General features: G+C 50.3%; 22 protein-coding genes. 3 read left to right on the top strand and 19 right to left on the bottom strand.

All coding sequences use genetic code 11. The features are described 5' to 3' along the window. Window positions 1-8: 8 nt before the first annotated feature. The 17 genes from ACIFO6_RS10755 to ACIFO6_RS10675 form a co-directional block, all read right to left on the bottom strand. Window positions 9-722: a glycosyltransferase gene (locus ACIFO6_RS10755; protein ID WP_430040678.1), complete on the bottom strand. Its 714-nt coding sequence runs from the start codon at window positions 720-722 to the stop codon at window positions 9-11. Further along, window positions 719-1,747 carry an NAD-dependent epimerase/dehydratase family protein gene (locus ACIFO6_RS10750; RefSeq protein ID WP_430040677.1) on the bottom strand — a complete coding sequence of 343 codons (1,029 nt, stop codon included), beginning with the start codon at window positions 1,745-1,747 and terminating at the stop codon, window positions 719-721. Before ACIFO6_RS10750 ends, ACIFO6_RS10755 begins: the two co-directional genes overlap by 4 nt. Beyond that, entirely contained in the window at window positions 1,705-2,562 is an 858-nt protein-coding gene (locus ACIFO6_RS10745) for a dTDP-4-dehydrorhamnose reductase family protein (protein WP_430040676.1), read from the bottom strand. The genes ACIFO6_RS10750 and ACIFO6_RS10745 overlap by 43 nt, the downstream gene beginning before the upstream one ends. Continuing rightward, complete coding sequence (locus ACIFO6_RS10740) at window positions 2,559-3,545, bottom strand: polysaccharide biosynthesis protein (protein WP_430040675.1); 987 nt, start codon at window positions 3,543-3,545, stop codon at window positions 2,559-2,561. Before ACIFO6_RS10740 ends, ACIFO6_RS10745 begins: the two co-directional genes overlap by 4 nt. After that, window positions 3,538-4,629, bottom strand: coding sequence for a non-hydrolyzing UDP-N-acetylglucosamine 2-epimerase (gene wecB, locus ACIFO6_RS10735; RefSeq protein WP_430040674.1), 1,092 nt, complete (start codon window positions 4,627-4,629; stop codon window positions 3,538-3,540). The genes ACIFO6_RS10740 and wecB overlap by 8 nt, the downstream gene beginning before the upstream one ends. 123 nt (window positions 4,630-4,752) lie before the next feature. Next, window positions 4,753-6,432: a glycosyltransferase family 4 protein gene (locus ACIFO6_RS10730; RefSeq protein WP_430040673.1), complete on the bottom strand. Its 1,680-nt coding sequence runs from the start codon at window positions 6,430-6,432 to the stop codon at window positions 4,753-4,755. A 60-nt stretch (window positions 6,433-6,492) separates the two neighbouring features. Next, window positions 6,493-7,611: a CgeB family protein gene (locus ACIFO6_RS10725; RefSeq protein WP_430040672.1), complete on the bottom strand. Its 1,119-nt coding sequence runs from the start codon at window positions 7,609-7,611 to the stop codon at window positions 6,493-6,495. Window positions 7,612-7,644: 33 nt separating this feature from the next. After that, a complete protein-coding gene (locus tag ACIFO6_RS10720) occupies window positions 7,645-8,736 on the bottom strand; it encodes a CgeB family protein (RefSeq protein WP_430040671.1) in 1,092 nt (363 codons plus the stop codon). A 181-nt stretch (window positions 8,737-8,917) separates the two neighbouring features. Beyond that, on the bottom strand, window positions 8,918-9,277 hold the full coding sequence (locus ACIFO6_RS10715) for a hypothetical protein (protein ID WP_430040670.1): 360 nt from the start codon (window positions 9,275-9,277) through the stop codon (window positions 8,918-8,920). Then, window positions 9,274-9,573, bottom strand: coding sequence for a hypothetical protein (locus ACIFO6_RS10710; RefSeq protein ID WP_430040669.1), 300 nt, complete (start codon window positions 9,571-9,573; stop codon window positions 9,274-9,276). Before ACIFO6_RS10710 ends, ACIFO6_RS10715 begins: the two co-directional genes overlap by 4 nt. Beyond that, window positions 9,573-9,905 (bottom strand): restriction endonuclease subunit S, encoded by a 333-nt coding sequence (locus ACIFO6_RS10705; protein WP_430040668.1) that lies wholly within the window; start codon window positions 9,903-9,905, stop codon window positions 9,573-9,575. The genes ACIFO6_RS10710 and ACIFO6_RS10705 overlap by 1 nt, the downstream gene beginning before the upstream one ends. Before the next feature lie 29 nt (window positions 9,906-9,934). After that, entirely contained in the window at window positions 9,935-10,222 is a 288-nt protein-coding gene (locus tag ACIFO6_RS10700; RefSeq protein ID WP_430040667.1) for a nucleoside-diphosphate sugar epimerase, read from the bottom strand. Between the two features lie 119 nt (window positions 10,223-10,341). Further along, a complete protein-coding gene (locus ACIFO6_RS10695; RefSeq protein WP_430040666.1) occupies window positions 10,342-11,823 on the bottom strand; it encodes a glycosyltransferase family 2 protein in 1,482 nt (493 codons plus the stop codon). Between the two features lie 72 nt (window positions 11,824-11,895). Then, a complete protein-coding gene (locus ACIFO6_RS10690) occupies window positions 11,896-12,627 on the bottom strand; it encodes a sugar phosphate nucleotidyltransferase (protein WP_430040665.1) in 732 nt (243 codons plus the stop codon). Further along, entirely contained in the window at window positions 12,624-13,424 is an 801-nt protein-coding gene (locus ACIFO6_RS10685; RefSeq protein ID WP_430040664.1) for a glycosyltransferase family 2 protein, read from the bottom strand. The genes ACIFO6_RS10690 and ACIFO6_RS10685 overlap by 4 nt, the downstream gene beginning before the upstream one ends. After that, window positions 13,421-14,356, bottom strand: coding sequence for a glycosyltransferase family 2 protein (locus ACIFO6_RS10680; protein WP_430040663.1), 936 nt, complete (start codon window positions 14,354-14,356; stop codon window positions 13,421-13,423). The genes ACIFO6_RS10685 and ACIFO6_RS10680 overlap by 4 nt, the downstream gene beginning before the upstream one ends. Beyond that, complete coding sequence (locus tag ACIFO6_RS10675) at window positions 14,353-15,291, bottom strand: glycosyltransferase family 2 protein (RefSeq protein ID WP_430040662.1); 939 nt, start codon at window positions 15,289-15,291, stop codon at window positions 14,353-14,355. The genes ACIFO6_RS10680 and ACIFO6_RS10675 overlap by 4 nt, the downstream gene beginning before the upstream one ends. Before the next feature lie 564 nt (window positions 15,292-15,855). On the opposite strand from ACIFO6_RS10675, the gene ACIFO6_RS10670 reads away from it, so the two are divergent. The 3 genes from ACIFO6_RS10670 to ACIFO6_RS10660 all read left to right on the top strand — a co-directional run bounded on the left by ACIFO6_RS10670 (window position 15,856) and on the right by ACIFO6_RS10660 (window position 22,193). Further along, window positions 15,856-17,631: a M4 family metallopeptidase gene (locus ACIFO6_RS10670; protein ID WP_430040661.1), complete on the top strand. Its 1,776-nt coding sequence runs from the start codon at window positions 15,856-15,858 to the stop codon at window positions 17,629-17,631. A gap of 533 nt (window positions 17,632-18,164) precedes the next feature. After that, window positions 18,165-19,880: a M4 family metallopeptidase gene (locus tag ACIFO6_RS10665; RefSeq protein WP_430040660.1), complete on the top strand. Its 1,716-nt coding sequence runs from the start codon at window positions 18,165-18,167 to the stop codon at window positions 19,878-19,880. A 510-nt stretch (window positions 19,881-20,390) separates the two neighbouring features. Beyond that, on the top strand, window positions 20,391-22,193 hold the full coding sequence (locus tag ACIFO6_RS10660) for a M4 family metallopeptidase (protein WP_430040659.1): 1,803 nt from the start codon (window positions 20,391-20,393) through the stop codon (window positions 22,191-22,193). A 164-nt stretch (window positions 22,194-22,357) separates the two neighbouring features. Here ACIFO6_RS10660 and ACIFO6_RS10655 read toward each other — a convergent pair whose 3' ends face one another. Both ACIFO6_RS10655 and ACIFO6_RS10650 read right to left on the bottom strand, forming a co-directional pair. Continuing rightward, window positions 22,358-23,110: a WIAG-tail domain gene (locus ACIFO6_RS10655; protein WP_430040658.1), complete on the bottom strand. Its 753-nt coding sequence runs from the start codon at window positions 23,108-23,110 to the stop codon at window positions 22,358-22,360. Window positions 23,111-23,226: 116 nt separating this feature from the next. Then, window positions 23,227-24,387 (bottom strand): glycosyltransferase family 4 protein, encoded by a 1,161-nt coding sequence (locus ACIFO6_RS10650; protein WP_430040657.1) that lies wholly within the window; start codon window positions 24,385-24,387, stop codon window positions 23,227-23,229. Window positions 24,388-24,602 lie beyond the last annotated feature (215 nt).

Raw genomic sequence — 24,602 nt, 5'->3', positions numbered from 1 at the left:
CGGCTTTATTAGGAAAAACCGTTCAACAACTGACTGAAGCGATTTCGATACCGTGCTTGAGTTATGCTGTACTCCCGCTCAACGGCCGTCCAATGCTTTTGGGTTCCCATTTCATCATGCCAACGGTAGTTGACCAGCGGTTCGTTCAGAAAGGGAAATGGGTATCCCGCCAGCATCACTCGGTACCACATATCCAGATCATGGGTGTACGGCAGCAATTCATCGAACAGACCGATATGCGTAAACAGTTCCTTTTTGAACATGACGGTGCATCCATTTACTGGATTCCCTTGCTGGAAAAAACGGCAAAACTCCGGTATGGACGGAAATACAGCTGCCGCCTGCGGGTTCGTGATTTGGCTGTATTGATTGATAAGATTAAAATTGGTGTGAGAGATATATGCCCCCTGTTCCGCCATAAAGGATACCTGGTTGTTAATTTTGTCCTTGTGATAGATATCATCTGAGCTGAGCCACGCAATGTACTCGCCGCTAGCATGCCGGATGCCATGATTCAGTGCGCTGGCTGTTCCACCATTCGCTTTACCTAAATAATGTATATACGGAAGATAAGGCTGAAGCATCCCCGTATGTGTCGTGGACCCGTCATCGACAACAATAATTTCAAGCGGACCGTAGGTTTGCTCTAATGCACTTTGCAGAGCCTGATTCACGTATCCACAGTTATAAAATGGAATGACGATCGTTACACTCGGTCTCATATCGTTCCTTCCTTTCTGGCTCGGCGGTATCGTATCATATCCTCCAGCGATTGTCCCAGCGGTATGATCGGCCTCCATCCCATGTCCTCCAGTTCCTTGGCCCGGTATGCATCCATATACGCTGACTCTGCCGCGTCCCCCCATTCGATGGCAACAGGTGTCTCTGCCATTGCAACCATACGCTCCACGATATCTCCCAGCTCCACGATGCGGCCTGTGCAAACCGGGTAAACCTGCCCCGACACCCCTTGCTCCAGCAGCACACCATATGCCCCAACGGCATCACGCACGTCGAGAAAATCACGCTTCGCATGCCGGGACGATACCTGGAACGGTGCGGGTTCGAGTGCGGGCAAAGGCTCACATGCTGATTCGGTTGCTGGCTCCGTGTACGTGCGCTCCGTACGGATAATATGACCCGCCAGCAATGCGCAAAAGCCGGTGGATGGACCCGGCCCAATCAGATTACAAGGCTCTGCCAGCATGACGGATTGGTCAAACAACGTGCTCCATGAGAGGGCGACTGCTTCTTGAAGACTTTTGCTAAGACTATATGGATGCGATGGATGATACGGAGCCTGCAAAATTGCCTTTAGCCGGGAACCCGCCACGACAATCCGGGCCTTTGGAAAAGAACGCAGCGCATCCAGCAGATACAGCGTGGACAGCACATTGGATTCCATGTAGAGCAGCGGGCTTCGCCATGATTCTGGCACCGAATTTTTTCCACCCAGATGAAGCACATAATCCGGCGCAATCTGGCCAATCACTTCGCGAAGACGCTCCTTGTCGAGCAAATCGCATACATAAGACGTGATGTAAAAGCTGGTGCCAGAATCTGTGCCGACGTTCTCATCACCGTTAAACTGCAAGATCAGCTCCCGGGCGGAAGCAGCCGTACGGGTCAGAGCCGCTACCTTCCAGCCGAGCTTTGCAAAATGGCGACAGGCGTGTATCCCGGTATAGCCTGCCGCTCCGGTAATTACAATGACGGGCCGACGTTGTTCCGCTGTGCTTCTGTCCATTCCAGCAGCTCCTTCAGCATGATGCTGTAGTGAGGAACATCATAGAGCAGATCGGCCCGGGTAGAACGAAGTGTCCGGTCTTGCACCGGCTCATCCTTCGGCACGATCCGAATATCCTCCCTCTTCCAGATGTTCTTGAACAACAGCAACAGATCATACTTGCTGATCGGTTCAGGATGAACCAGATGAATGAGTCCGTCCAGCGGCTCATTCATCAACACCTGTATAGCCTTAGCCAGCTCCAGTGTTGTAACTCCGTTCCAAAAGACGCCGCGATACCCAGCAACGTCCCCACTCTGCTGCAAGAACCAGTTCAGCAGACCAATGCCCCCCGGCCGGATTTCCGGGCCGATAATGGAGGTCCGGATCGTCAGATGGCCCGGCGCTTTTACTTCCCCGAGTATTTTCGTCAATGCATAGGCGCTTGTCCCGTCAGGTTGATCCGTTTCTCCATATAAACCGGGTACCCGTGTCCCCTCGAATACACAGTCCGTACTGATATGAATAAGCCGAGCACCGATGCTGTCCGCTGTCCGCTGGAGAAGGTGCGGCAGCAGGCCGTTAATTTGATATGCTGTAATCTGATCCGCTCCGGCATACTGGTTCAGCACACCCACCGCGTTAATAATGACGTTAGGCCACACACTCCGCACCAACTGCTCCACCATAAAGCTGTCGTTCACATCCAGCAGCAGCCCTCCTTTATTCTTGGGATCCCGCGTGGTGTAGAACACATGATATCCGCCCTGCTTTTGAAAGTAATCGACCAGCACATGGCCTGCCATGCCGTTACCGCCCAAAATAAGCAGCTTCATTTAATGAACCCCCCGCTCTGGAGAATGCTTCGAATCTCCTCTTTGGACATCAGATTGAACTCCGAGCTAAAGCTGCTGAACGACACTGGAGGGCATTGCTTATAGCGATCCTTTAGTTGGGGGATATTCAGCGTTGGCAGAATGATCAAATATTGCTCGTCGTACACGACCGTCGTCAGGCTTTCAAAGTCGCTCATTAAAATCTCGTGAATCTTCTCGCCGGGTCGGACACCCTTTTCCACAATATTCACATTTTCCACACCCGAATCCTCGATCAGCACCTCTGCCAAGTCCAAAATGCGGCAGGTTGGCATGGTCATGATAAATATTTCGCCGCCGATGCTTTCCACCGATGCCTTGAACAGCAAACTAATCGCATCACGCAGGGTCAGGAAAAAACGGGTCATGTTCATATCCGTGATCGAAATGGTACCCTTTTGGCGAATCTGGCTTTGAAATAGATGCACTACGCTTCCGTTCGTGCCCAATACGTTACCGCCACGCACCGTCACAAATCGTGTATCGCTATTCAGCAGATTGGCGTAGACGATCAGCTTTTCACCAATCGCCTTGGTCATGCCGTAAAAATTAGATGGATTCGCAGCCTTGTCAGTGGAGATATAAATGACTTTCTTGACCTGATTGATGACAGCGGCTTCGATCACGTTTTGGGTGCCTACCACGTTCGTTTTTAGTGCTTCATAGGGCTGGTCTTCACATACAGGAACATGCTTGAGAGCCGCCAAATGAAATACATAGTCCACACCCTGACAGGCGGTAACCAGTGCATCCTTATCTCGAATATCCCCGATGCAGAAGCTAAGTCGTTCATCCTCAAACTGCCTGTTCATTGCAACCTGACTCGATTCTCCGCGCGAAAAGATAATGATCTCTTTGGGATTACGCGGCAGTAACTGGGTAACCAGCTCATGTCCCCAGGAGCCGGTACCGCCGGTAACCAAGATACGTTGGTTTTCAAACATGCCGTTTCCCTCCAAGCAAAAATTTGACTACCTTATCTGACACATCCTCCGCCAGATATCCTGCGGGATACTGCCACTTATGCTTCATCCCGATCATTAAGGCTACCGCGTTCGCTATAACCTCTCCATCCAGCCCGGACACGATATTGCTGCCGCAATCTACGGTTTCCGGCCGTTCCGTCGTCCGGCGCATCGTGACCGTCGGCACACCCATGATGCAGCATTCCTCCTGTACGGTGCCGCTGTCCGTCAAAGCGCAGCGGGCATGCCGCTCCAGCAGTACGAAGTCAAAAAAACCGAACGGCTCGTGGAATTCCACCAACGGATCAAGCTGGATCGGCGGATGGCTCGCGATACGAGCGGCGGTGCGAGGATGAATACTGCAAATGACCCGCTGTCCGGACTGCTGTGCTACCCGATTCAGGCCATCCAGAATAGCGAGCAAATGTGGCGGATGGTCGACATTCTCAGCTCTGTGGGCGGTCACCAGGAAATATTGCCCCTGCGACAGTCCCAGCTTTTTCAAAATGTTGCTGCTGGACACCTCTTTCTCGTAATGCTGCATCACTTCGTAAATCGGGTTTCCGGTCAATATAATTCGTTGGCTCGGAAAGCCTTCCCGTATCAGATGCTGCTTGCTTTGCTCTGTATACGGCATATTAATCGTAGAAATCGCGTCAATGATGCGGCGATTCTTCTCTTCTGGCACATCCAGATCGTAGCAGCGGTTACCCGCCTCCATATGCACCACCGGGTAGCCCATACGTTCCGCAAGCAAGGCGCACAGGGCGCTATTCGTATCACCGAGCAGCAGCACATGATCTGGACGCTCCTTGTTTAAAATATCCTCCATCTGCGAGTACATGGCAGACAACTGTTTACCCAGCGTTCCCGCCTTCTCCTGAAGCACATAATCCGGGGAACGCAGCCCCAGCTCGCGGAAGAATTGCCCGCTCAGGCTTTCCGTGTAATTTTGGCCCGTATGCACAAGCACATGCTGGTCTGCATAGCGATCCAGCTTCGGAATGATCAGGCTGAGCCGTATAATTTCCGGTCTTGTGCCGAGCACGGTCAATATTTTCATTGTGTTGGAACCCACCTTTGCTGTCGTTGTTTCATTAAACTGTGGTGTTTAATGAGTGAGATAGCCATCCAGCAAACTGTCTGTGCTCCAGCTAAGCGTTCACCTCAACGGTCCGGCATGCTTTCACCCGGACCGTTGTTTTTTGTGACGTCCAGCCTCGAGCGTTAGCCGCTTCCGCTTGTGCGGATGCAGACACCTCGACACAGGCTTGAGCTTGAGTTTTCGTTTGAGCTTCCGCTTCAACCGGGATTTCTGTCTGGACTTGGATTTCGGCAGAAGCCCTGACAGCGGAAACCAGTGAATGCGATAGCTCCTGCTACTGGCGTTGCTCTTACCCTTGCGCTTGCGAGGTCTACTATGCTTGCGGGCCGCAGGCCCTCTCGCTCGAATGCCACGCTTGCCATGATGCAGGTCTGGCTGTAGCTCCGGTACAGGAGGGGGGGGCTGTGGCAAGCCCGGAATGGCCGCATACTCGATAGGTGGCAGACCGAGCACAAGCAGTTGGCCAACCAGCGATTCAGGAAATTCTCGAATAGTGCTGGTACATGCCTCCGGTATAGCGGTGACCTGACGTAGCCCTTCTCCCTCTCGCAACCATACCGGACCACCCGGCTGCTGAATTAGCGGGAACCACTGTGGATCATGACACACCCATTGACTGACCATGACGTGCAGGTTGTTTTGGTAGGAATCAGATCCATACACACGTGCAGCCGCGCTGTGGTTCCGTACACCAATCCGTTCCACTTCCTCGGGATGATTAAGCAGATAGCCCACTTTCTCCGCCAGCATATCGCTGTTTCCCGGCTCTACCAAAAACTCAGTATTTCCGGTCGCCTCCATCAGCTCCACCAGTCCACCCTGTGCAAAGGCTACAACCGGCTTTCCGTAAACCAGCCCCTCCAGTGCTGTCAGACCAAAGCCTTCCTCCACCATGCTCGGGATGACAACCATATCCATCGCGCTATATGCAGTAGATACAGATTCCTCAAATGAGCTGAACTGGAATCGGCGGCTGTAACGGGATTTGCGGATTAAAGAAACGCATTTCACGTAATATTCCGAGTCCACCGAGCTGCCGATGATCCAGAAGCGGCAGCTCGAATTCGTTTCACACAGCTTCAGAGCCATTTGAACAAAAGGCAACAGTCCTTTGGCTTCGTAGATAAAGGAAGAAATATAACCAATACAGATATGTGATTCCTTCAACCCCAGCTTTTCACGTTTGCGTTTCCGTTGCAGTACATGCTCTTTGTGCGGCGGCATATCCATATCCCGACAAGGAGACAACACCGTATGCGGACGTGTCAGCCCCGCCCCGTGCAAAGGCCGCAAGACGGCCTGCGAAATACCGATGACCCATCGGCTGTAACGCTCGATGATGGAGACCGAGACAGGTGTATGCTCATTCTGGTTAATGACTTCGGTTATTTTCCAGACCACTGGAATATTCAACTCATGGGAAGCCATCGCGGGCATGACGTTCACACAGGTATTGACCAGCACCACATCTGGACGCGTTTGCTGTAGCAACTGAAGCAACGGTGCGTACGAAGCATGGCTTCGCAAATTCTCCGCATCCTGCGCCAATCCCTCATACGGGGTATACATGCCGTGCAGCATGGGCAGGTTCTGAATTTGGACGGTAATCCCGCGCTTGCGAGCAATCGTGGTCAGCCGTCCTTCACCGGGCGTCACCAGAATGCAGTCGAAGTACGTACGAATGTCTACACAAAATTGCAATAACAGCTTCTCCGCTCCCGTAATGCTGCGGACATTGCTGACATGGCTGAATAGCATCATTTTCGGTTTGATCGGAGTTCACCTCCTTTAAAGTAGCAACCATCGGGCGTATGAACCGAATTATGCAAATACGATCGACAGCAGCTGGTCAATCCGGTGACCATACGTGTGCTCACGCAGTGTCCGTTCCAGAGCACGCAAGGCAATCTCACGGCGTTCCTTCTCGTGTGTCAAATAAAACTCAATCTTCTCCAGCAGCTCCTGTTGGGAACTGTACGTCTCGATCTCTTCTCCCGGCTTGTAAAAACGAGCCAGATCATCCCGTGTGTCAGTCAGTTGCAAGGTGCCGCAGGCAGAAATTTCGAACGTACGCGGATTCGGCGACGCCCCCGGCATTTTCAGCGCATTGTTATTCACTGAATCATCCTGATGCGAACGATGAAGATTAATGACAATTTTGCTGCCGTTATACGTATCGTTTGTCTCAGCCGGAGACATCCAGCGACCCAGTTCGATTTTATCGCCATACGATTGATAATCAGGGAGCCGATCCCACCAGATTCCGTTGATTTTAATATTACGAGCCATGAGTTGCGGCATAATCGGATTAAAGAAATAGATGCGATTCCAGTAGGCCGAGCCAGTAAACCCGATTTCACGCCGTACAGAAGTGGGGGAGCTAAGCGGGAAATATTGAGTTAGAAATGCCGCAAAGGGCAAGTAATGTACAGATCCACAGCCGAGCTGACGGTACATTTCGATGCAATTCAGCTCCAGCGTAAACACATGGTCATAATGCGGGACAATTTGGGTCGTCGTGTCCGTGTAATAGGGATCATCCGTTAGCCAGATGGCCGTAGGAATACCCAACTGACGTACTGCTTTCACCTGCTCCAGCGGAAGCTCCATCCCATCCAGCGCCAGCACCAGATTTGGACGGAGCTGAGCAGCTATATCACCTACTGGCTGACGCGGGTCGGTTACAGTAACCTGAGCTGTCATACTTTGCAATGTGGTAATCACCGCTTCATCCAGTGGAGAATAAGGAAGACCTTTACCGGAGGTTACATACAGCACATGAATTTGCCGAAAAGGGAAGACCGCCTTTGTCCGGGTAAGAATCGCATTGGCGCGTCCACGCAAATAGCCTTCGTCGTAGCCGTCACTGATTCCCGCAGCTCTCCCCTTTTCCCAGGAGGTTGCAGCCGGGTCAAACGGTCCTGTCGTAGATATCGTCATCACTTTCACTCCTCACTGTTTTTGGTGTTTACTTTAGGCCATCGCCTTGTCCAGCAATTCTTCCATACGATTGGTGTACAGATGCTTTTGCATGGTGGTGTGCAGCCCGCGCCAAGCCATGCGTTCACGTTCCCAGTCATGCTTGAGATAGTAGTCCAGCTTAACCTTCAACTCCTCTACTCCACCAAAGGTTTCAATGTCATAGCCCGGTCGGTAATAGCGGCTCAGATCCTTCCGAATGTCCGTCATCTGAAGCGTGCCACAGGCAGCAATTTCGTAGGTCCGGGGATTAATGGACTCCGCTGACAGCTGATGTGTATTCCGGTTATCCAGTCCGGGGTCCGTCGGACGATGCAGATTGATAACAATTTTGGAGCCGTTATAATATTTGGCTGTTTCCTCCGGCTCCATGAAGATTGGACGGATAAATCGTTCCAGCACATCCCGACGGGTCAGCCGATCCCAGCTTCCACCCACGATCAGCACCCTTTTATCCGCCAAAAAAGAAGCAAGGTGGTCAAACAACTTTACGCGGTTCCAGAAGGCATTCCCGATAAAGCAAATGTCATGCTGGTGCTCCCTCTCCACCCGCTGGGGATAAAAGATCCGGGCTGACGCAGCAAGCGGCAAATAATATACCTGTGCCACTCCCTGATTTCGATAAAACGCTAGGCATGACATCTCGTGCGTAAATACAACATCGTAGGATTGGCATATCAACGCCGTATCCTCCGTAAAGTAAGGATCATCAACAAACCATATGGCCGTCCGAATACCCAGGCCCCGTATTTGCTGCACCTGCTCCAGATGATCCGGTGGAAAAACATGCAGCCCGTTCATGACCAGTACGAGCTCGGGTCGATGTGCTTCAGCATCAGCCAGCATTCTGGCAGGAGTACCGATGACGAATTCACTGCATATTTGGCTTAATGCCTCTTGTACCCCTGTGTCTATTGCGGCAAAGCCTTGCGGAATATACAGCACTTTCAAATGGCGAACAGCAGGCACCGTGGCCACGACCTGTGACAGAGCAGCCGTACACCCCCCCATTCTGCGTCCTTCCCGGTAGCCACATCTATAGGCTTCTCGTTCATTCCCGCTTCGTTGATCATTCACATCCTTCACCCTGTCCTGTTATAGGATAAACTTCTGTCACTCCTAAACTATATGCGGAGGGGTCAAACGCATCATGGACGACTGCCACTGCCCGGACAAAATTGGCGTTTGCCCGTCCATCTGCCAAACAACAAATAACCCCGAGGCTGTTAGCTTCGGGGGATTAGCAGCAATAGATGATGTTCACGGTTTACTGGGCCTTGTATGCGACTTGGTGTCCATCTTCGTAGCCTTTGGCAAAGCCTGAATTGAAGCCCTCGTTATAGGAAGCATCATATCCCTGCTGGAATGCCTGTGGATCATGCTCCAGCACAATAGGCTCGGGCTGTGGATTCTCCGCAGCAGGGGCTGTCGCCGGGGTGAGCTGAGGTTTTTTCTTCCGACGCAGATGATGACGACTTCTACGGGTGGAATGAAGCCCTCTTTTACGCCTTCTTAAAGCAAGCAGGCGTTTTCTTCTCAGCTTTAATCTTCGGATACTCGAACGCCGGGTGCTTTTTCGTCTTTTGCGGGCTGTTCCCCGCGTAACGCGTTCCCACCGTATTCTCATTCCCATTCCTCCTTAGTTCCTCGTCGTTGTTGCGTTTTTGGAACAGGCAGTTGGAGCCACGGCTGAGTCGGTTTACCATACACCTGCCGTCTTAGTGGGATGCCCGCCAACATCTGCGTGATTTCCCCCTGATAGTTGCTGAGCATACGAATGGTTTCCTCCAGACGGGTAGCGGACATATCTGCATGGGGCGTCAAGTCCGCAAGACTGCTCAGCATCCGGGCAACGGCATGCTGGCTGGCAGCAATGGACTCCATCATATCCAGCTTGATCTCACGTTCGCGCCTCATGCTCATTAGTTCATATCCCCCGGTCCCATTCCTCCCATCATCCCTTCCAATCCGCCACCCTGCTGCTCATCCTGATCCAGTAATGCCTTGAGATTACTGCACAGTCCGGTTTGAAGCCGGGTTAAACCCTCCAGCATTTCCACCATCTGCTCATGAATTTCCAAAGGCCGTCCCAATTGTTCTTCATCCGTGTCAAATGTGGGAGGCTCCAGATGGTTCAGCGTCCAATTACGCATTTTTTCGGCTTCTACCGCCTTGGCCTCCAGGATCATGGACACATTCCATTGCATTTTGGAAGCTGCGTCCAGCATATGAATCATTGCTTTTTCCCTACTCATGTGTTCACTCCCTGCCCTCGGTTGGTACGTTACTCCTCGTCCGGGTATGCCGTCTCTTTCACGACACGAACGAGCATTTCAGCCATTGCTTCCTGAAGATCGGCAATACCATTCAAGTAGGCAACAATGCTTTTGTTTACTTGTCCCGAGCTGTCGAGAATGCCTGGAATTCCATCAAAACGCGGCTCTTCGTCCGGGAGTGCATGTATGATCTGCGACATGCGCACGACCACCTGCCGTTCCGCATCCAACAGCCTTGACATCTGCTGCTGCGAGTGCGAAATATGGATCAGCAAATCATCTACCTGGTTATGCATAAGCCCCTCCTTTATGTGCTCCGCCGTGCGGAACGCACGAATTGCCTACGGGCTTTCCGCTACTACAGCGTATGCCGTAACGAGTAGTCGGTTCCGCCTAAAAGCGCCTATTCCGATCATTACAAATGACCGTGCAGCACAGGTGGCGCAATAATGGGATGCCCCTCTACCAAATCCGCCAAATCTTCGGGGGACACCAACCGAATCTGGTAATCAGCCGCCAGCCAGCTCATGGCGGCATAGGGGGTAAGGAACGGCCTTTTCCAGTCTTTCCCGATTTGATACAGTTGCCCGCCTTCGACATAAAGGACCTCAATCCATCGCATGCGTTGAGCCGGGATATTAAGTGTGGGCAATATGGGCATGTTCTCCAGTTCCGGAGCCGCCAGCACTGGAACTGGTTCCTCTGGCACAAGGGATGCGGGAGGCGAAATCCCGTTTACAGGATCATAATCGCCGGGAATTGTAACCTCTGGCTTTGGCACCAACGGAAGCGCCATTAGATCAAGCTGTGATACCCTGACCGGGGCAACGTCTTCGCCTCCTGCATCCCTGACTCCATGCAGAAGCCGCCTTCCCCCCGGCTCCAGCCGATATATTGCACCAGACGGTCCCTGAACGAGCGCTCCAATGGGATAAAAGGTTGCCGCCGACACGTGTCTGGCCTTGGTTGGCGATATCTGACTGTCCAGCTCTGCTGCTGTGCCAAATTTCAGGCTGTGGCGCAGCTTATCCGCATCCCCCCATTTTCGTACAAAAAAGGATCGGTTCCGGCTGCTTTCCTCCATCAAACCGCCTTCTCCGGTCGTCTGGGGAGAGGCATAAGCCGTATCCCGATCACTTTCCGTGCAATGGATAAAAGCATCTCCCGCAATGGCCAGACGTGTCCCCAACAAGCGTACACGCAGCAGCCAATCTGCATCTGCTTCCTGACCGCTGTGACAGCATTCATCCCAGTACCCCGTCTTATCCAGCGTCTCTCTGCTCAGCAGTAAACAAAATCCGGCCAGGCTTTTGGTTTCCCGCCATGCAGCCGGATTGGAAACATTATGAGAAATGGCGAAAAGACGTGCTTCATTTTCGTTCGTATAAGGTGACTCAATCTGTTGCTCTCCGAACGGACCATTCGTTACAGGTCCGACGACACCAATACGTGGATCACTGTACAAGCACTCTAGCAGTCGATCCAGCCAGTCTGGCGTTACCAGCGCATTTGGGTCCAGCACCACAATGGTCGTGCCTTTCGCCATCATCAGTCCGTGATTCAAGCTGCCTGTCAAATGGATATCCTTTTGGAGTAGCGCGTAACGCACAGCGATGCTTTTACGCAGCAGATAGGTGCGTGTCCCGTCCGTTGAGCCGCAATCCACCACGATGATTTCATGCGGACAGCTTGTATTTTCCTCAATACGATCAATACAGGTGCGAAGCCGATGAAGCTGATTATAGGACGGAATGATAATACTGACGCCTTCAAAGACTTTGCCGAACGAAGCCTGGCCCAATCTGCTGCCCTGCTCCCGACCCCTTTTATATCCCGCCCAATAGCCTTTCTTACTGAGCCGCTTGCTGTGTTTCCTTTTTATACTCAGGCGTTTCATGCCGTTCACTCCTCCGGGTGGCATTATGTCCATACTATATGCCTAGCCCGGCCGGATGGTGTATCGCTGAGATCAGGGCAGAAGCCCTTTCATTTTTGCCCCGGCTTCCTGAAGGGAATCGAAGGTCCCCGCATCGCTCCAATACCGCCGCAAAATATCGTATTCAAGCTTGCCCTCAGCCGCATAACAGTTGTTAACATCCGTGATTTCAAGCTCACCACGCGCCGAAGGCGTAATTTGCCGGATCTTATCGAACACGGTGGTATCGTACATGTAGATGCCAGTTACACAATATCTGGACTGGGGATGCTGCGGCTTTTCTTCAATCCGCGCAATGCTCTCCGGCCGCTCGGGATCAAACACGGGTACTCCGTAGCGATGGGCATCTGCCACCTTTTTTAACAATACTCTGGCGCTCCCCGGAGGCTGCTGTCCGAACCGTTCAATAACAGGTCCCAGATCTTCCTTGAACAAATTATCACCCAGCAAAACAGTGAATTTTTCTCCTGGCTCCATGTAGCTTTTCGCCAGTTCCAGTGCCTCCGCAATGCCGCCCGCCTTTTCCTGAATCCGGTACGTCAGTTGGACACCATAATGGCTGCCACTACCCAGAAAATCGGTGTACAGCCCGGCCGATTGTTTGCCAATAATAAGAAGCATATCGGTAATTCCCGCCTGTCGCAGTCTTTCGATACCATACACGATCATGGGATACTTGCCGACCGGAAGCAGATGCTTGTTGAGTAATGAAGTCAACGGATGAAGACGCGATCCAGTTCCTCCTGCGAGAATAACCCCTTTCATATCTTCCTTCCTCCTTCGACAGCATGTTCGGTGCCTAAAGCTCCGCTATTTCCAGTCTCAATAAACACTCTGGGATCTATGTTCCATTTATCCATAAACAAACGATAATTCCGCTCAATCAACTGTTCGACCCAGGCAGATTCCGAGCGTGAAAAGCTCGCACTTCCCTGGTGATAAACAAAACAATCGTTGCACATCAACAGCTTGTAGCCATGTACGCGCGCGCGCAGACAATAATCGTCATCCTCATAATGTCCTGGATTAAACCGTTCATCCAGCAATCCGATCCGTTCCATCAGCTCACGTCGGAACAACAGACAAAACCCAACCAGCCGCTTGACCTCATACCATCTGGACGGATTACTTGCATTATTCTGCTCTGCAAACTGGAGACAGCTATCCAGATCCCCTGCTAATCTGTCAATCTGCTGAATACCGCTAGCATAATTCGTCACCGGTCCTACCAGTCCCACTGTGCTTTCGCTATGCAATGCAACCAGCATATTGGATAACCATCCCCGTGTAACCGTCACATCATTGTTCAAAATAAGGAGCTGATCACCCGAAGCCAGCCGAAGCCCTTGATTACAAGCTGCTGGAAAACCTCGGTTTTCGGGGAGACGGATGCTGATCAGCCGCTCGGCTTCACAAAAATCATCCGTTCCGTCATTTGAAGCGTTGTCTGCAATAATAATTTCATAAGGCACATCTGTCGTATGTGCCCGAATCGCCTCAATACACGGCTTGAGCAGGTGCAAACCGTTATAGGTCGGAATAATAATGGTCGTCAGACTCATCGTGCATTCCTCCCTTTGGCGACGTCGGCCCGTGTTGGAACAGGACCCAACGGGAAAGCTCCGGCTACCTGAAACACCGCAGCCAGTGCCTCAGCATGATCGCCGACGATCAATTGCTCCATGACATTCCCTTTGCCGATATTGATAGTCCGCTTACGGTTCGTTCCAATAACGTCTACGGCATGTACTGCCGTCACCTTCATACCGTGCAGTATCGCCATAGCGTGGGCTTTCGGCGGAACAGCGAGCATAGCAGGGCCGAGCAGCTCCAACGAACGTCGTGATAACGCGTGCGGCACAGCGGTCAAGGAGCTTGCTCCCAGATCCGGCCTGCGCAGCACGCGGTTCAGGAACCCTTTGCACCGGGTCACGCTGTCCTGCCGGAAGTAAGGTGGCAAATGTCTGCTCAGATCATTAAGTGCCACATCCGTTCCTTGATCCACTGCATAGAGGAACGGCAGCAAGTCAAACGCAGTAATCGGCAGATCCCCGTCCACGAACAATACGATTTCAGCCTGCGTCATACGTGCGCCTACCGCCCGTCCGACATCATGCCCGAGCCGAGCCGGCACGCTGACGAGAGTCACACCCGGATGATGCTTCGCTACTATAGAACGCGTGTCATCCGTGCAACCGTTCAATACGACGATGATGTCCGTAAGAGGCAGCTTTTCCAGCTCGCTCAGCACCACGCCAATCGTAGATTCCTCGTTGCAGGCGCTGACCACTGCGGCGGCTGTCCCCCGCAGCAGCATATCCCCGGGCAATGCCCGTACCTCCAGCGGATTTGCTTCGGTCATTTTCCCCCGCCGGGGCGCGGGTTTCCTCACCCTGCGGCTATCCATCATAGTCGTCGTTCCATGTCTACGTTGTACACGTCGTATACCCCGGCTTCGGTCATCACGCCTCCCTTTTCGATACATTCTGCTCACGGCCTCACCTCGTTTCTGATCCGTTTGCGCTTCAAATCCGTATATCCTGCACGCGTTCCCAAATGTGATGTAAGCCAGGCAATCGCGTCAAGATGATCCTGTAAGACCACATCCACAAGCGGGTCCCTGCCGTTCATTTTTTTGCGGGTCGCATTCACTTTACCCACGGCTATTCCACGAACAGTCACCACCCGCAAGCCGGAGGTAATCGTCATGGCCTGAAATAAGGGAGGTTTATCCAAGGACTTTAGACCTATTTTATTCAAGGCCTTTCGACTTATGGCATGTGGAATTCCAGTCATGGATGCCCCTCCTAAATCAGCACGGTTCGACAAAATATTCAATACATGCTTTGCTTCAACCACAGGATGCACCGACGTACGGTCTACTGGTCCATGATAATCATTCAGTGCAACATCCGCTCCCGCACATACAGCTTGTATGAATGGCTTGAGTCTTACGCAGGGAATAACGATATCACCATCCAGAAAAAGCAGCACCTGCCCGGAAGCCGCTTCCGCTCCAATACGGCGACCAATATCATGCCCCAAGGGTTGCGGAAAGGAAAGTACTCGCGCACCCGCCGCTTTTGCCGCCTTGGCCGTCCTGTCGCTTGATCCGTTCTCGACCACGATGACCTCGGTGTGTGGATGAACATGACGTGCCTCACGGACAACCGCCCCGATCGTTTTTTGCTCATTCATAGCCGGAATGATGACGGATACCAGCAATTTTCCCGCCGATGACGAACCAGGTGGCCGTTCTTCACCTGTTTGTGCTTCTGCTTTTGTGCCTGGTCCCCTTCTTGTTACAAGGTACGGGGTGATATGCACGGATGGCGTTCCTACAGGCAGCCACACCTTTGAGTAGGGATTATTAGCACTGGAATGCCGCCTGCGATAAGCCTTGATTCCAAATCTTGTCTGCTTCCTCATGCTCCCGCCTCACCTCCCTTGCTGCTGTATGGATAGACAGCATGATTAGGACAGTTCAACATAACCTATGCGTTCTAAAACCCGTGTGTAACGGCAAGCGTGGAGTCTTTTCGACAAAGCAAGTTTCGACTTTATTTTACAAAACTTATTAATCCTATTTAATAAATCAGTTATTAGGGTCTAAAGAATCATTTTGGATAAATTTATGACATACATCTTCTCGTCCGTCATTCTCTGTGCTAATATCAGAGCCAGATGATGGGAGTTCAAAAATTCAGCATTTGCTTTTTTTGCATAAGAAAACTTCTTTCCATTATCCACCTTTTTTCCACTTTCACTTATATAACAGGAAAGGAGGAGTTTGTTACCTTTGCAGGCTGTACGCTTCACATTGCAGTACCCTCTTTTCACACACGCTTCGATGAAAGATACTTCGGCTTTTCTTCTTCACGTTCCATTTTCTTCATGTTCCAGACGACAACACGACCTTCATAAACGGCGCAATGCCTATTTCTTAACAGGATGGTCTTCATCCTGACATTAACCGGGGAGAGTGAATTTTTCATGAAAAAAGTATGGGTTTCGCTTCTTGGAGGAGCTATGTTATTAGGGTCGGTAGCGTCTGGTGCATCTGCGGAAAGTTCCGTTTCGGAGCCAAATCAGCTTACGCCAACCTTCCATGCCGAACAATGGAAGGCCCCTTCATCGTTATCGGGTGATGACATTGTATGGAGTTATTTGAATCGACAAAAGAAAACGTTGCTAGGTGCGGACAGCACCAGTGTCCGTGAGCAATTTCGCATTATTGATCGCACGAGCGACAAATCCGGTGTAAGTCATTATCGGCTGAAACAGTATGTGAACGGGATTCCCGTATATGGAGCTGAACAGACAATTCATGTGGCCAAGTCTGGTGAAGTCACCTCTTATCTAGGAGCCGTGATTACTGAGGATCAGCAGCAAGAAGCTACGGAAGGTACAACTCCGAAAATCAGCGCTACTGAGGCCGTATATACCGCTTATGAAGAAGCCGCTACACGGATTCAAGCCCTCCCTTCCTTCGACGATACGATCTCTAAAGATGCTAAGGAGCAAAGCAGTGTAAGTAAAGACACTTACGCGGAAGCTGCTAACAACGAACAAACCACCTCTATTAATAAGGACAAGCTGAGTCTTGAAAAATCTGCTGATTTGAAGGACAGCAAAATTGAAGCTGTAGAAGCACAAAGTTCCATCGCTAAAATCGCCAATTTACAGCCTGAAGTAGATCCTAAAGCTGAGCTGTACTTCTATCCTACTGGTGATACAACGCGTCTGGTTTATGTAACAGAAGTTAATATTTTGGAGCCCGCGCCGCTGCGTACACGCTACATCATTGATGCCAATGATGGCAAGATCGTATTCCAGTACGACATCATTAATGAAGCGACGGGCACAGGTAAAGGTGTGCTTGGTGATACCAAGTCATTCAACACTACACAGTCCGGAAGCAGCTATCAGTTAAAAGACACAACACGCGGTAACGGAATCGTGACCTACACAGCCTCCAATCGTCAGACCATTCCAGGTACGCTCCTGACGGATGCCGATAACGTATGGAATGATCCAGCCGGCGTAGATGCTCATGCTTATGCGGCCAAAACATATGATTACTATAAGGATAAATTCGGACGCAACAGTATCGACGGACGTGGCCTGCAACTCCGTTCGACGGTTCATTATGGCAGCCGCTACAACAACGCCTTCTGGAACGGCTCCCAAATGACTTATGGAGACGGGGACGGAACCACATTTATCGCTTTCAGTGGTGATCCCGATGTAGTTGGTCATGAACTCACGCACGGTGTTACAGAGTATACTTCGAATTTGGATTATTACGGGGAATCTGGTGCGTTGAACGAGTCCTTCTCGGACATCATCGGCAATGACATTCAGCGTACAAACTGGCTTGTAGGCGATGATATTTATACGCCAAGCATTGCGGGTGATGCTCTGCGCTCTATGTCTAACCCTAGCCTGTACAATCAACCAGACCACTATTCCAATTTGTATAAAGGCAGCTCGGATAACGGTGGCGTTCATACCAACAGCGGCATTATTAATAAAGCATATTATCTGTTGGCACAAGGTGGTACCTTCCATAACGTAACTGTAAGTGGAATTGGTCGCGACGCAGCTGTCCAAATTTACTATAGTGCCTTTACGAACTACCTGACTTCTACTTCCAACTTCTCCAATACACGCGCCGCTGTGGTGCAAGCTGCAAAAGACCTTTACGGTGCGAATTCAGCGCAAGCAATCGCAGCCGCCAAATCTTTTGACGCTGTAGGAGTTAACTAAATCATAATTGCAATTCTCTTATTCATCCTCGTCCATAGACCATTGTCGTTGTGCAGCTGTCATCCAACCCAGCTCATAAAATGGACGAAAAAATAGGGGTGCAGTGTACAAGTCTGCGCCCCTTCCCCCTTATGTATGGCGTCCCCCAGCGGGACGCTCTTTGTTGTCTACATAGAGGATGCTCTAAAACCAGTGTGTTATGGCCATTGCCATTGCGGAATCATGAACACTTCAACAAGGCTATTTTCGATCAATTTCGACTAAATAAGACAAATAAAATCTAAATAAGGGTCTTTAGTCTCATTTTGGAGTAATTTGTAATATACATCTTTTAGTCCTACATTCTCTGTGCTAATATCAGATCCAAGACGATGTAATCACAAAAAAATAAATCTTGTTTTTTTGCATAAGTTTATTTTTTCATGATCTTCACGTTTTAAAAAAGCAGCAAGACCTACATACATGGCGCCATGCCTAAAAAACAAAACAGGATGCACATCATCCTGACCTACATTTGGGGAGAGTGGTTTTTAATGAAAAAAGTATGGGTTTCACTTCTTGGGGGAGCTATGTTATTAGGGGCTGTAGCACCTGGTGCCTCAGCAGCGGAGAATTCTGTTCCCGATCCTACTCAGCTTACACCAACCTTTCACACAGAACAATGGAAGGCTCCTTCATCCGTATCGGGTGACAATATTGTATGGAGTTATTTGAATCGACAAAAGAAAACGCTGCTCGGTGCAGACAGCACCAGTGTCCGTGAGCAATTTCGCATTATTGATCGCACGAGCGATAAATCCGGTGTAAACCATTATCGATTGAAGCAGTATGTAAACGGGGTTCCCGTATATGGAGCTGAGCAGACCATCCATGTGAATAAGTCTGGTAAAGTCACCTCTTATCTGGGCGCCGTCATTTCGGAGGATCAACAACAAGATGCTACTGAAGACACCACTCCAAAAATTAGCGCTACCCAGGCCGTCTATACCGCGTATGAAGAAGCCGCTACACGGATTCAATCCTACCTTTCTGTCACTGATAACGTTACTGAGGGTAATCAGGATCAAGGCAGTGTAAGTAAAGATACTTACGAAGAGGCATCTAACAACGATATATCCATCTCGGAACAAATTTTTGTTGCCAAAATCGCCAATCTGGAGCCAAGTGTAGAGCCTAATGCAGAACTATACATCTATCCTGATGGTGAGACCACACGGCTGGTTTATGTGACAGAGGTTAATATTCTGGAGCCTGCACCTTTGCGTACACGCTACTTTATTGATGCCAAAGACGGAAAAATCGTATTCCAGTATGACATCCTTAACTACGCAACAGGCAACGGACGCGGCGTGGATGGTGTAATGAAATCGTTCACGACTACAGCTTCCGGCAACGGATATCAGTTGAAAGACTCGACACGTAGTAACGGAATCGTAACCTACACCGCTGCCAACCGTCAGACGACGCCGGGTACGATTTTGACGGATGCGGATAATGTATGGGAGGATCCGGCGGCTGTTGATGCCCATACCTACGCTATTAGAACCTACGATTATTATAAAAATAAATTTGGTCGAGATAGCATTGATGGACGTGGCATGCAAATCCGCTCGACTGTCCATTACGGCAAAAAATATAACAACGCCTTCTGGAACGGCTCTCAAATGACATACGGCGACGGCGACGGTAAATTATTTACCTTTTTCAGCGGTGATCCCGATGTCGTGGGGCATGAACTCACCCACGGTGTCACAGAATTCACCTCCAATCTGGAGTATTATGGCGAATCCGGTGCGCTGAATGAAGCCTTCTCAGATATTATGGGTAATGATATGGATGGCAGCAACTGGCTTCTTGGTGATGGCATTTATACGCCTAACAATCTGGATGGCGCTTTGCGCTCTCTATCCGACCCTACAAAATATGGCCAGCCGGATCACTATTCCAATTTTTACCCGGACCCTAACAATGATGATGAAGGCGGAGTCCATACGAATAGCGGTATTATCAACAAAGCCTACTATCTGCTGGCACAAGGCGGTACGTCCCATGGTATAACGGTAACTGGTATCGGACGCGAAGCGGCTGTATTCATCTACTATAATGCCTTTACGAACTATTTGACCTCTACCTCCAACTTCTCTAACGCGCGGGCTGCTGTTATACAGGCGGCCAAGGATTTCTATGGTGCTGATTCGCTAGCAGTAACTAGCACTATTCAATCCTTTGATGCTGTAGGAATCAAGTAAATCCTATTCCATATTCCTCCCAATTGATCCTCGTTCAGTAGACAGAACAGAAGCCTGTTGTGTGGCTATCATCTGATCCTACTCATAAGCAGAGCAAAAATAGGGGTGCAGTGTAAGTCTGTACCCCTTCCTCCTTGAATTAGGGCGTCTCGTTCTACGGGATGCCCCTTTTTCTCAACGTGGTGCCTGTTCAACCATATGGTTTTCGATCTATTTCGACGAAATTTGACAAATACATTAATATTTTGGGACTATCGAATCATTTTGGGGTTATTTGTAAGATATATCTTCTCGTTCGACAATCTCTGTGCTAATATCAAAGCTTAGAAGATTGAATGGCAAAAAAATAATCCCCATTTTTTTGCATAAGGTAATTTTTTTCCATTCTCTTCGTATTTCTATCCATCATCTTCACGTTTCAAAGGAGCAACAAGACCTACATACATGGCAAAATGCCTATTCAACAGGATGATTTTCATCCTCACATGAACTTGGGAGAGTGAGTATTTAATGAAAAAAGTATGGGTTTCACTTCTTGGAGGAGCTATGCTCTTAGGCTCTGGTCTACCTGGAGCAGCCGCAGCAGAGAATTCTGTTGCCGAGCCCACTCAGTTTACGCCAACATTTCAAACGGTGGACTGGAAATCTCCTTTATCGGTATCAGGTGACAATCTGGTCTGGAGCTTTTTAAATCGACAACAGAAAAAATTAATGAGTATGGACAACACCAACAGCGGTAGCAGTGCCCGTGAGCAATTTCGGATCGTGGATCGAACCAGTGACAAATTCGGTACGCAGCATTATCGCCTAAAACAGTATGTGGACGGCATCCCCGTATTTGGAGCTGAACAGACGATTCATGTGAATAAGGCTGGTAAAATCACCTCTTATCTGGGAGCCGTTATTTCAGAAGATCAGCAAGCCGACGCTAAAGAAAATACAACGCCAAAAATCAGCGCTACTGAGGCCGTATATACTGCGTATGAAGATGCAGCTACACGCGTTCAATCTCTCTCTTCCTCTGCTAATAGCGTTTCTGAACCTTCCGGGAACGTTAGCAGTGTAAGTAAAGACACTTACGCAGAAGCATCTAACAACGAAGAATATTCCTCTATTGACAAGGATAAGCTGGAACTGGAAAAAGAAGCTGAACTGAAAAATAGTACATTGGAAACGGTAGAGCCTGCGTCTGCATCTATTGCCAAAATCGCCAATCTGGAGCCAAGCGTAGACCCCAAGGCAGAGCTGTACATCTATCCCGATGGAGAAACAACACGTCTGGTTTATGTAACGGAAGTTAATATTTTGCAGCCTACTCTACTGCGTACACGTTACTTTATTGATGCCAATGACGGCAAAATCGTGTTCAAGTATGACATCCTCAATGAAGTAATCGGCACAGGCCGTGGTGTATTCGGGGATACCAAAACGTTCGAAACAACAGGCTCAGGTAAAAAATACCAATTAAAGGATACGACTCGTGGTAAAGGCATCTTAACTTACAATGTTCACAATACCGAGACGCTTCCGGGCACCCTTTATACAAGTACAGATAACGTATGGAAAGATCCGGCTGCGGTGGATGCCCATGCTTACGCCATTCGCACCTATGATTATTATAAAGAAAAATTTGGTCGCGACAGCATCGACGGACGTGGCATGACTATTGCCTCGGCAGTCCATTACGGGGGAAAGAACTACAATAATGCCCATTGGGGCGGCACCCATATGCTATACGGAGACGGTGACGGCACGTTATTTGCCCCTTTCAGCAGCGACCTTGAAATTGTTGCTCACGAGTTGACTCACGGCGTGACCGAGCATTCATCCGGTTTGGTGTATTTCGCTGAATCTGGTGCACTGAGTGAAAGCATCTCGGATATTATCGGTAACGACATTGAGCGTACCAACTGGGATTTTGGCAAAGTCGCTTATACACCTAACATTAAGGGTGACGCCATTCGCTCCCTTTCCAATCCTGTCAAATACGGTCAGGTCGATCACTACAGCAATTTTGATACCGACCCTAATAACGAGGATTATGGTGGTACCCACACGAATAGCGGCATTATTAACAAAGCCTACTATCTGCTGGCGCAAGGTGGCACCTTCCATGGTGTCAAGGTAGATGGAATTGGACGTGATGCAGCTGTATTTATTTACTATAACGCCTTTACTAATTACCTGACCTCTACCTCTAACTTCTCCACTGCACGCGCCGCCGTTATTCAGGCAGCCAAGGACAGCTATGGTGAAAATTCAATAGCAGTCATTTCTGCCATCAAGTCCTTTGACGCTGTAGGTGTGAAATAAGCTGAGCTTAAACAAGTAATCTTCTGGCTCTACTTAGGATGTACAATAAGAGGGCGATATTACCATTACAAGTGTGTCCTCTTCCCCCTCATGTATACGGCGTCCCTTCATCGGGACGCCTTTTTCTTGTTTTATGCACATTCGTAATCCTGTGCGGAGGTCTTTTAATCGTGCCCGATTGCAATCCACAGAATCACACCTTCACAAACCGAACCTGCGTGTCTGCGTTCCACAGTGAACACCGACGAATCTCTCTGACAATTGGTGACAGATACTATTACCCCAGGTATGCTCGCATTACCTGTGATTGCATAACGCACGTCCTGGAAGGGCTGCTCAAACACAATGCTCACATCATCCCTGTCCGCTTCTGCGGGAATGTAAAAAGGAAGACTGCCAAACCGAGTTGAGGCCACTCTTGAATTAAATGTATGCTCACGAGGAAGCCCGTCATCATCCGTAAAAGCAGCAATAGGCTTGTCAGCGGACAATGCTACCCGCTGCTGCTTGGGGCGATGCCTGCCTTCAGCTATGTGGATACTGGTAATGGAGCAATCCAGCAACGATTCCTGCTCTGACTGACCTCTGGACGTTACAGACGTCGGGCCGTATTCCGTCCCAAGTTCCATATCTGCCTCAGGCACAGACAACAGCAGTACAGACGCTCGGTTCATCAGCATGGCTTCCTCCAGTGTCTTGGGAAGCTTATGCTTCCGCCATGCTGCTTCATCCACAGTGATAGGGTCATGAGCTGGAGCATGGATATCCACCATTGACCTTACACTTGACGTTTCCCGCTGGATCGGTTTGCCATTGCCAGATACGGAAGACGTTTTACTTTTGTCTATTCGAGGGGAGGGAACCGCGTTGGAAGGGTTACGCCGCGCTGTTCTTTTATCCTTACTATTATGGTTCATAATAACCGCTCCTTTGTCACAGAAGTGAACCAGCGGTCGCTCCGCTTCATTCACCCGGCTGGGAATCATGGCTAATGCCTATACGGTAGCCTATGCTCACAGTTGGGCTCATGTCACTACGTTACGCAATCCAGCATGATTTTCGCCCAGCGCTGTGCTGAATGCTGCCATAAAAAACGTTTTCGCACCTCGTTAAGCCCGGCCTCTCCCATTCGCCGTCGCAATTCAGGCTGCTGAAGCAGTCCGATGACGGCAGCGGCCATTTCCTGCTCCCCCGGAGATGGCGAAACAAGCCAGCCCGTCTCCCCGTGCCTTACAATCTCTGGAATGCCGCCTGTATGGGAAGCAACTACGGGTACACCTGCGGCCATCGCTTCCAGATTAACCAGCCCGAAGGCCTCACTTCCCACAGAAGGAACAACGGTCACATCGGCCAACTGATACAGCGAGGCCAAGGCCGGATGGGGAACATAGTCGAGAAACTTGACGTGCTTTCCCCATCTCAGCTTACGCGCCTGCCGATGCAGCAACGCCGAATAAGGCGTGAGGCGACTCTGACCGTAATAGGCACTGCCTGCAATGAGCAGCAGCACATCCGGGCAGGCACGGACGATGCGCGGCAGGGCCTTGAGCAGCCGATGAACGCCTTTACCCGGCACCAGCCTGCCCGCGTAGAGCACGATCCGGCGGCCTGCCCAGCCGTAATCGTTCAACCGCGCCGCTCTGACCGCTTCTGCCGCAGGTGTCCAGCGCGGCAGAAAATCGCCGGGATGAATGCCCAGCTCATTTACAGCGATGCGTTGCCTGACAGCATCAGAGCTGTCAGCAGCTACGACTGATCGCATGTAGGCGCTGTTCACGATGATCCGCTCCATCGGCAACAGCAGTCGATCCACTTCCTTCCGTTTGTGGTACGGCTCCCGGATGAAAGTGGTCGAATGCAAAGTTAGCACGATCCGGCTATCGGGCAAAGCGTTGTGAATCGCATATGCCGTAGCCGGGCGGTTGTGTACATCCACCACCGCAGGTGACCATCTCTTCAGGTCAGCAATCACCTCGGGAATATAACTTGGCCCCTGCTTATAACGTATACATGGCACCCCGTCCACATCGGCGTGATCCGGTACCTCTTCCCCCCGTATGCCATATATCTGTACCTGAAGCTTATCGCTGGCCAGCGGTGCCGTATGGGCAATAACCCGCTCCACCGAGCTGCTGCGGGGCGAAGGTATAACAAAAGAGCCCGGTGTAATAACTGCTACCTTCGGCCTCTGCATCAGCCCTGCACCTTCTTTCCTCTTTGATTCAAGCTCTCTCCTGCAAATTCTCTTCAACACTCATGGTGTATCATATCGTTCCCCCGCCTGAAAGGTGCCTGGCTCCTCACTTTGGGCAAGCAGCAAGGCTACCGTCCATGCCTGGCCGATCTTGGATACATATGATGGACTAGAACCACTGAATTGTCAGTTGGAGTCACAACAAGGAAGGGCGG

Origin of the sequence: Paenibacillus sp. NRS-1781, assembly GCF_050467745.1 — a bacterium.
Classification (GTDB): domain Bacteria; phylum Bacillota; class Bacilli; order Paenibacillales; family Paenibacillaceae; genus Paenibacillus; species Paenibacillus terrae_A.
This window is presented reverse-complemented; position numbering and strand designations above follow the sequence as displayed.

Excerpts from the sequence above, each read along its gene's own strand:
- ACIFO6_RS10740 (WP_430040675.1), bottom strand. The coding sequence starts at position 3,545 with ATGTTTGAAAACCAACGTATCTTGGTTACCGGCGGTACCGGCTCCTGG.
- ACIFO6_RS10690 (WP_430040665.1), bottom strand. The coding sequence starts at position 12,627 with ATGAAAGGGGTTATTCTCGCAGGAGGAACTGGATCGCGTCTTCATCCG.
- ACIFO6_RS10650 (WP_430040657.1), bottom strand. The coding sequence starts at position 24,387 with ATGCAGAGGCCGAAGGTAGCAGTTATTACACCGGGCTCTTTTGTTATA.
- ACIFO6_RS10725 (WP_430040672.1), bottom strand. The coding sequence starts at position 7,611 with ATGACGATATCTACGACAGGACCGTTTGACCCGGCTGCAACCTCCTGG.
- ACIFO6_RS10755 (WP_430040678.1), bottom strand. The coding sequence starts at position 722 with ATGAGACCGAGTGTAACGATCGTCATTCCATTTTATAACTGTGGATAC.
- ACIFO6_RS10750 (WP_430040677.1), bottom strand. The coding sequence starts at position 1,747 with ATGGACAGAAGCACAGCGGAACAACGTCGGCCCGTCATTGTAATTACC.
- ACIFO6_RS10715 (WP_430040670.1), bottom strand. The coding sequence starts at position 9,277 with ATGAGAATACGGTGGGAACGCGTTACGCGGGGAACAGCCCGCAAAAGA.
- wecB (WP_430040674.1), bottom strand. The coding sequence starts at position 4,629 with ATGAAAATATTGACCGTGCTCGGCACAAGACCGGAAATTATACGGCTC.
- ACIFO6_RS10700 (WP_430040667.1), bottom strand. The coding sequence starts at position 10,222 with ATGCATAACCAGGTAGATGATTTGCTGATCCATATTTCGCACTCGCAG.
- ACIFO6_RS10745 (WP_430040676.1), bottom strand. The coding sequence starts at position 2,562 with ATGAAGCTGCTTATTTTGGGCGGTAACGGCATGGCAGGCCATGTGCTG.
- ACIFO6_RS10705 (WP_430040668.1), bottom strand. The coding sequence starts at position 9,905 with ATGAGTAGGGAAAAAGCAATGATTCATATGCTGGACGCAGCTTCCAAA.
- ACIFO6_RS10710 (WP_430040669.1), bottom strand. The coding sequence starts at position 9,573 with ATGAGCATGAGGCGCGAACGTGAGATCAAGCTGGATATGATGGAGTCC.
- ACIFO6_RS10660 (WP_430040659.1), top strand. The coding sequence starts at position 20,391 with ATGAAAAAAGTATGGGTTTCACTTCTTGGAGGAGCTATGCTCTTAGGC.
- ACIFO6_RS10675 (WP_430040662.1), bottom strand. The coding sequence starts at position 15,291 with ATGAGGAAGCAGACAAGATTTGGAATCAAGGCTTATCGCAGGCGGCAT.
- ACIFO6_RS10685 (WP_430040664.1), bottom strand. The coding sequence starts at position 13,424 with ATGAGTCTGACGACCATTATTATTCCGACCTATAACGGTTTGCACCTG.
- ACIFO6_RS10655 (WP_430040658.1), bottom strand. The coding sequence starts at position 23,110 with ATGAACCATAATAGTAAGGATAAAAGAACAGCGCGGCGTAACCCTTCC.
- ACIFO6_RS10670 (WP_430040661.1), top strand. The coding sequence starts at position 15,856 with ATGAAAAAAGTATGGGTTTCGCTTCTTGGAGGAGCTATGTTATTAGGG.
- ACIFO6_RS10665 (WP_430040660.1), top strand. The coding sequence starts at position 18,165 with ATGAAAAAAGTATGGGTTTCACTTCTTGGGGGAGCTATGTTATTAGGG.
- ACIFO6_RS10730 (WP_430040673.1), bottom strand. The coding sequence starts at position 6,432 with ATGATGCTATTCAGCCATGTCAGCAATGTCCGCAGCATTACGGGAGCG.
- ACIFO6_RS10695 (WP_430040666.1), bottom strand. The coding sequence starts at position 11,823 with ATGAAACGCCTGAGTATAAAAAGGAAACACAGCAAGCGGCTCAGTAAG.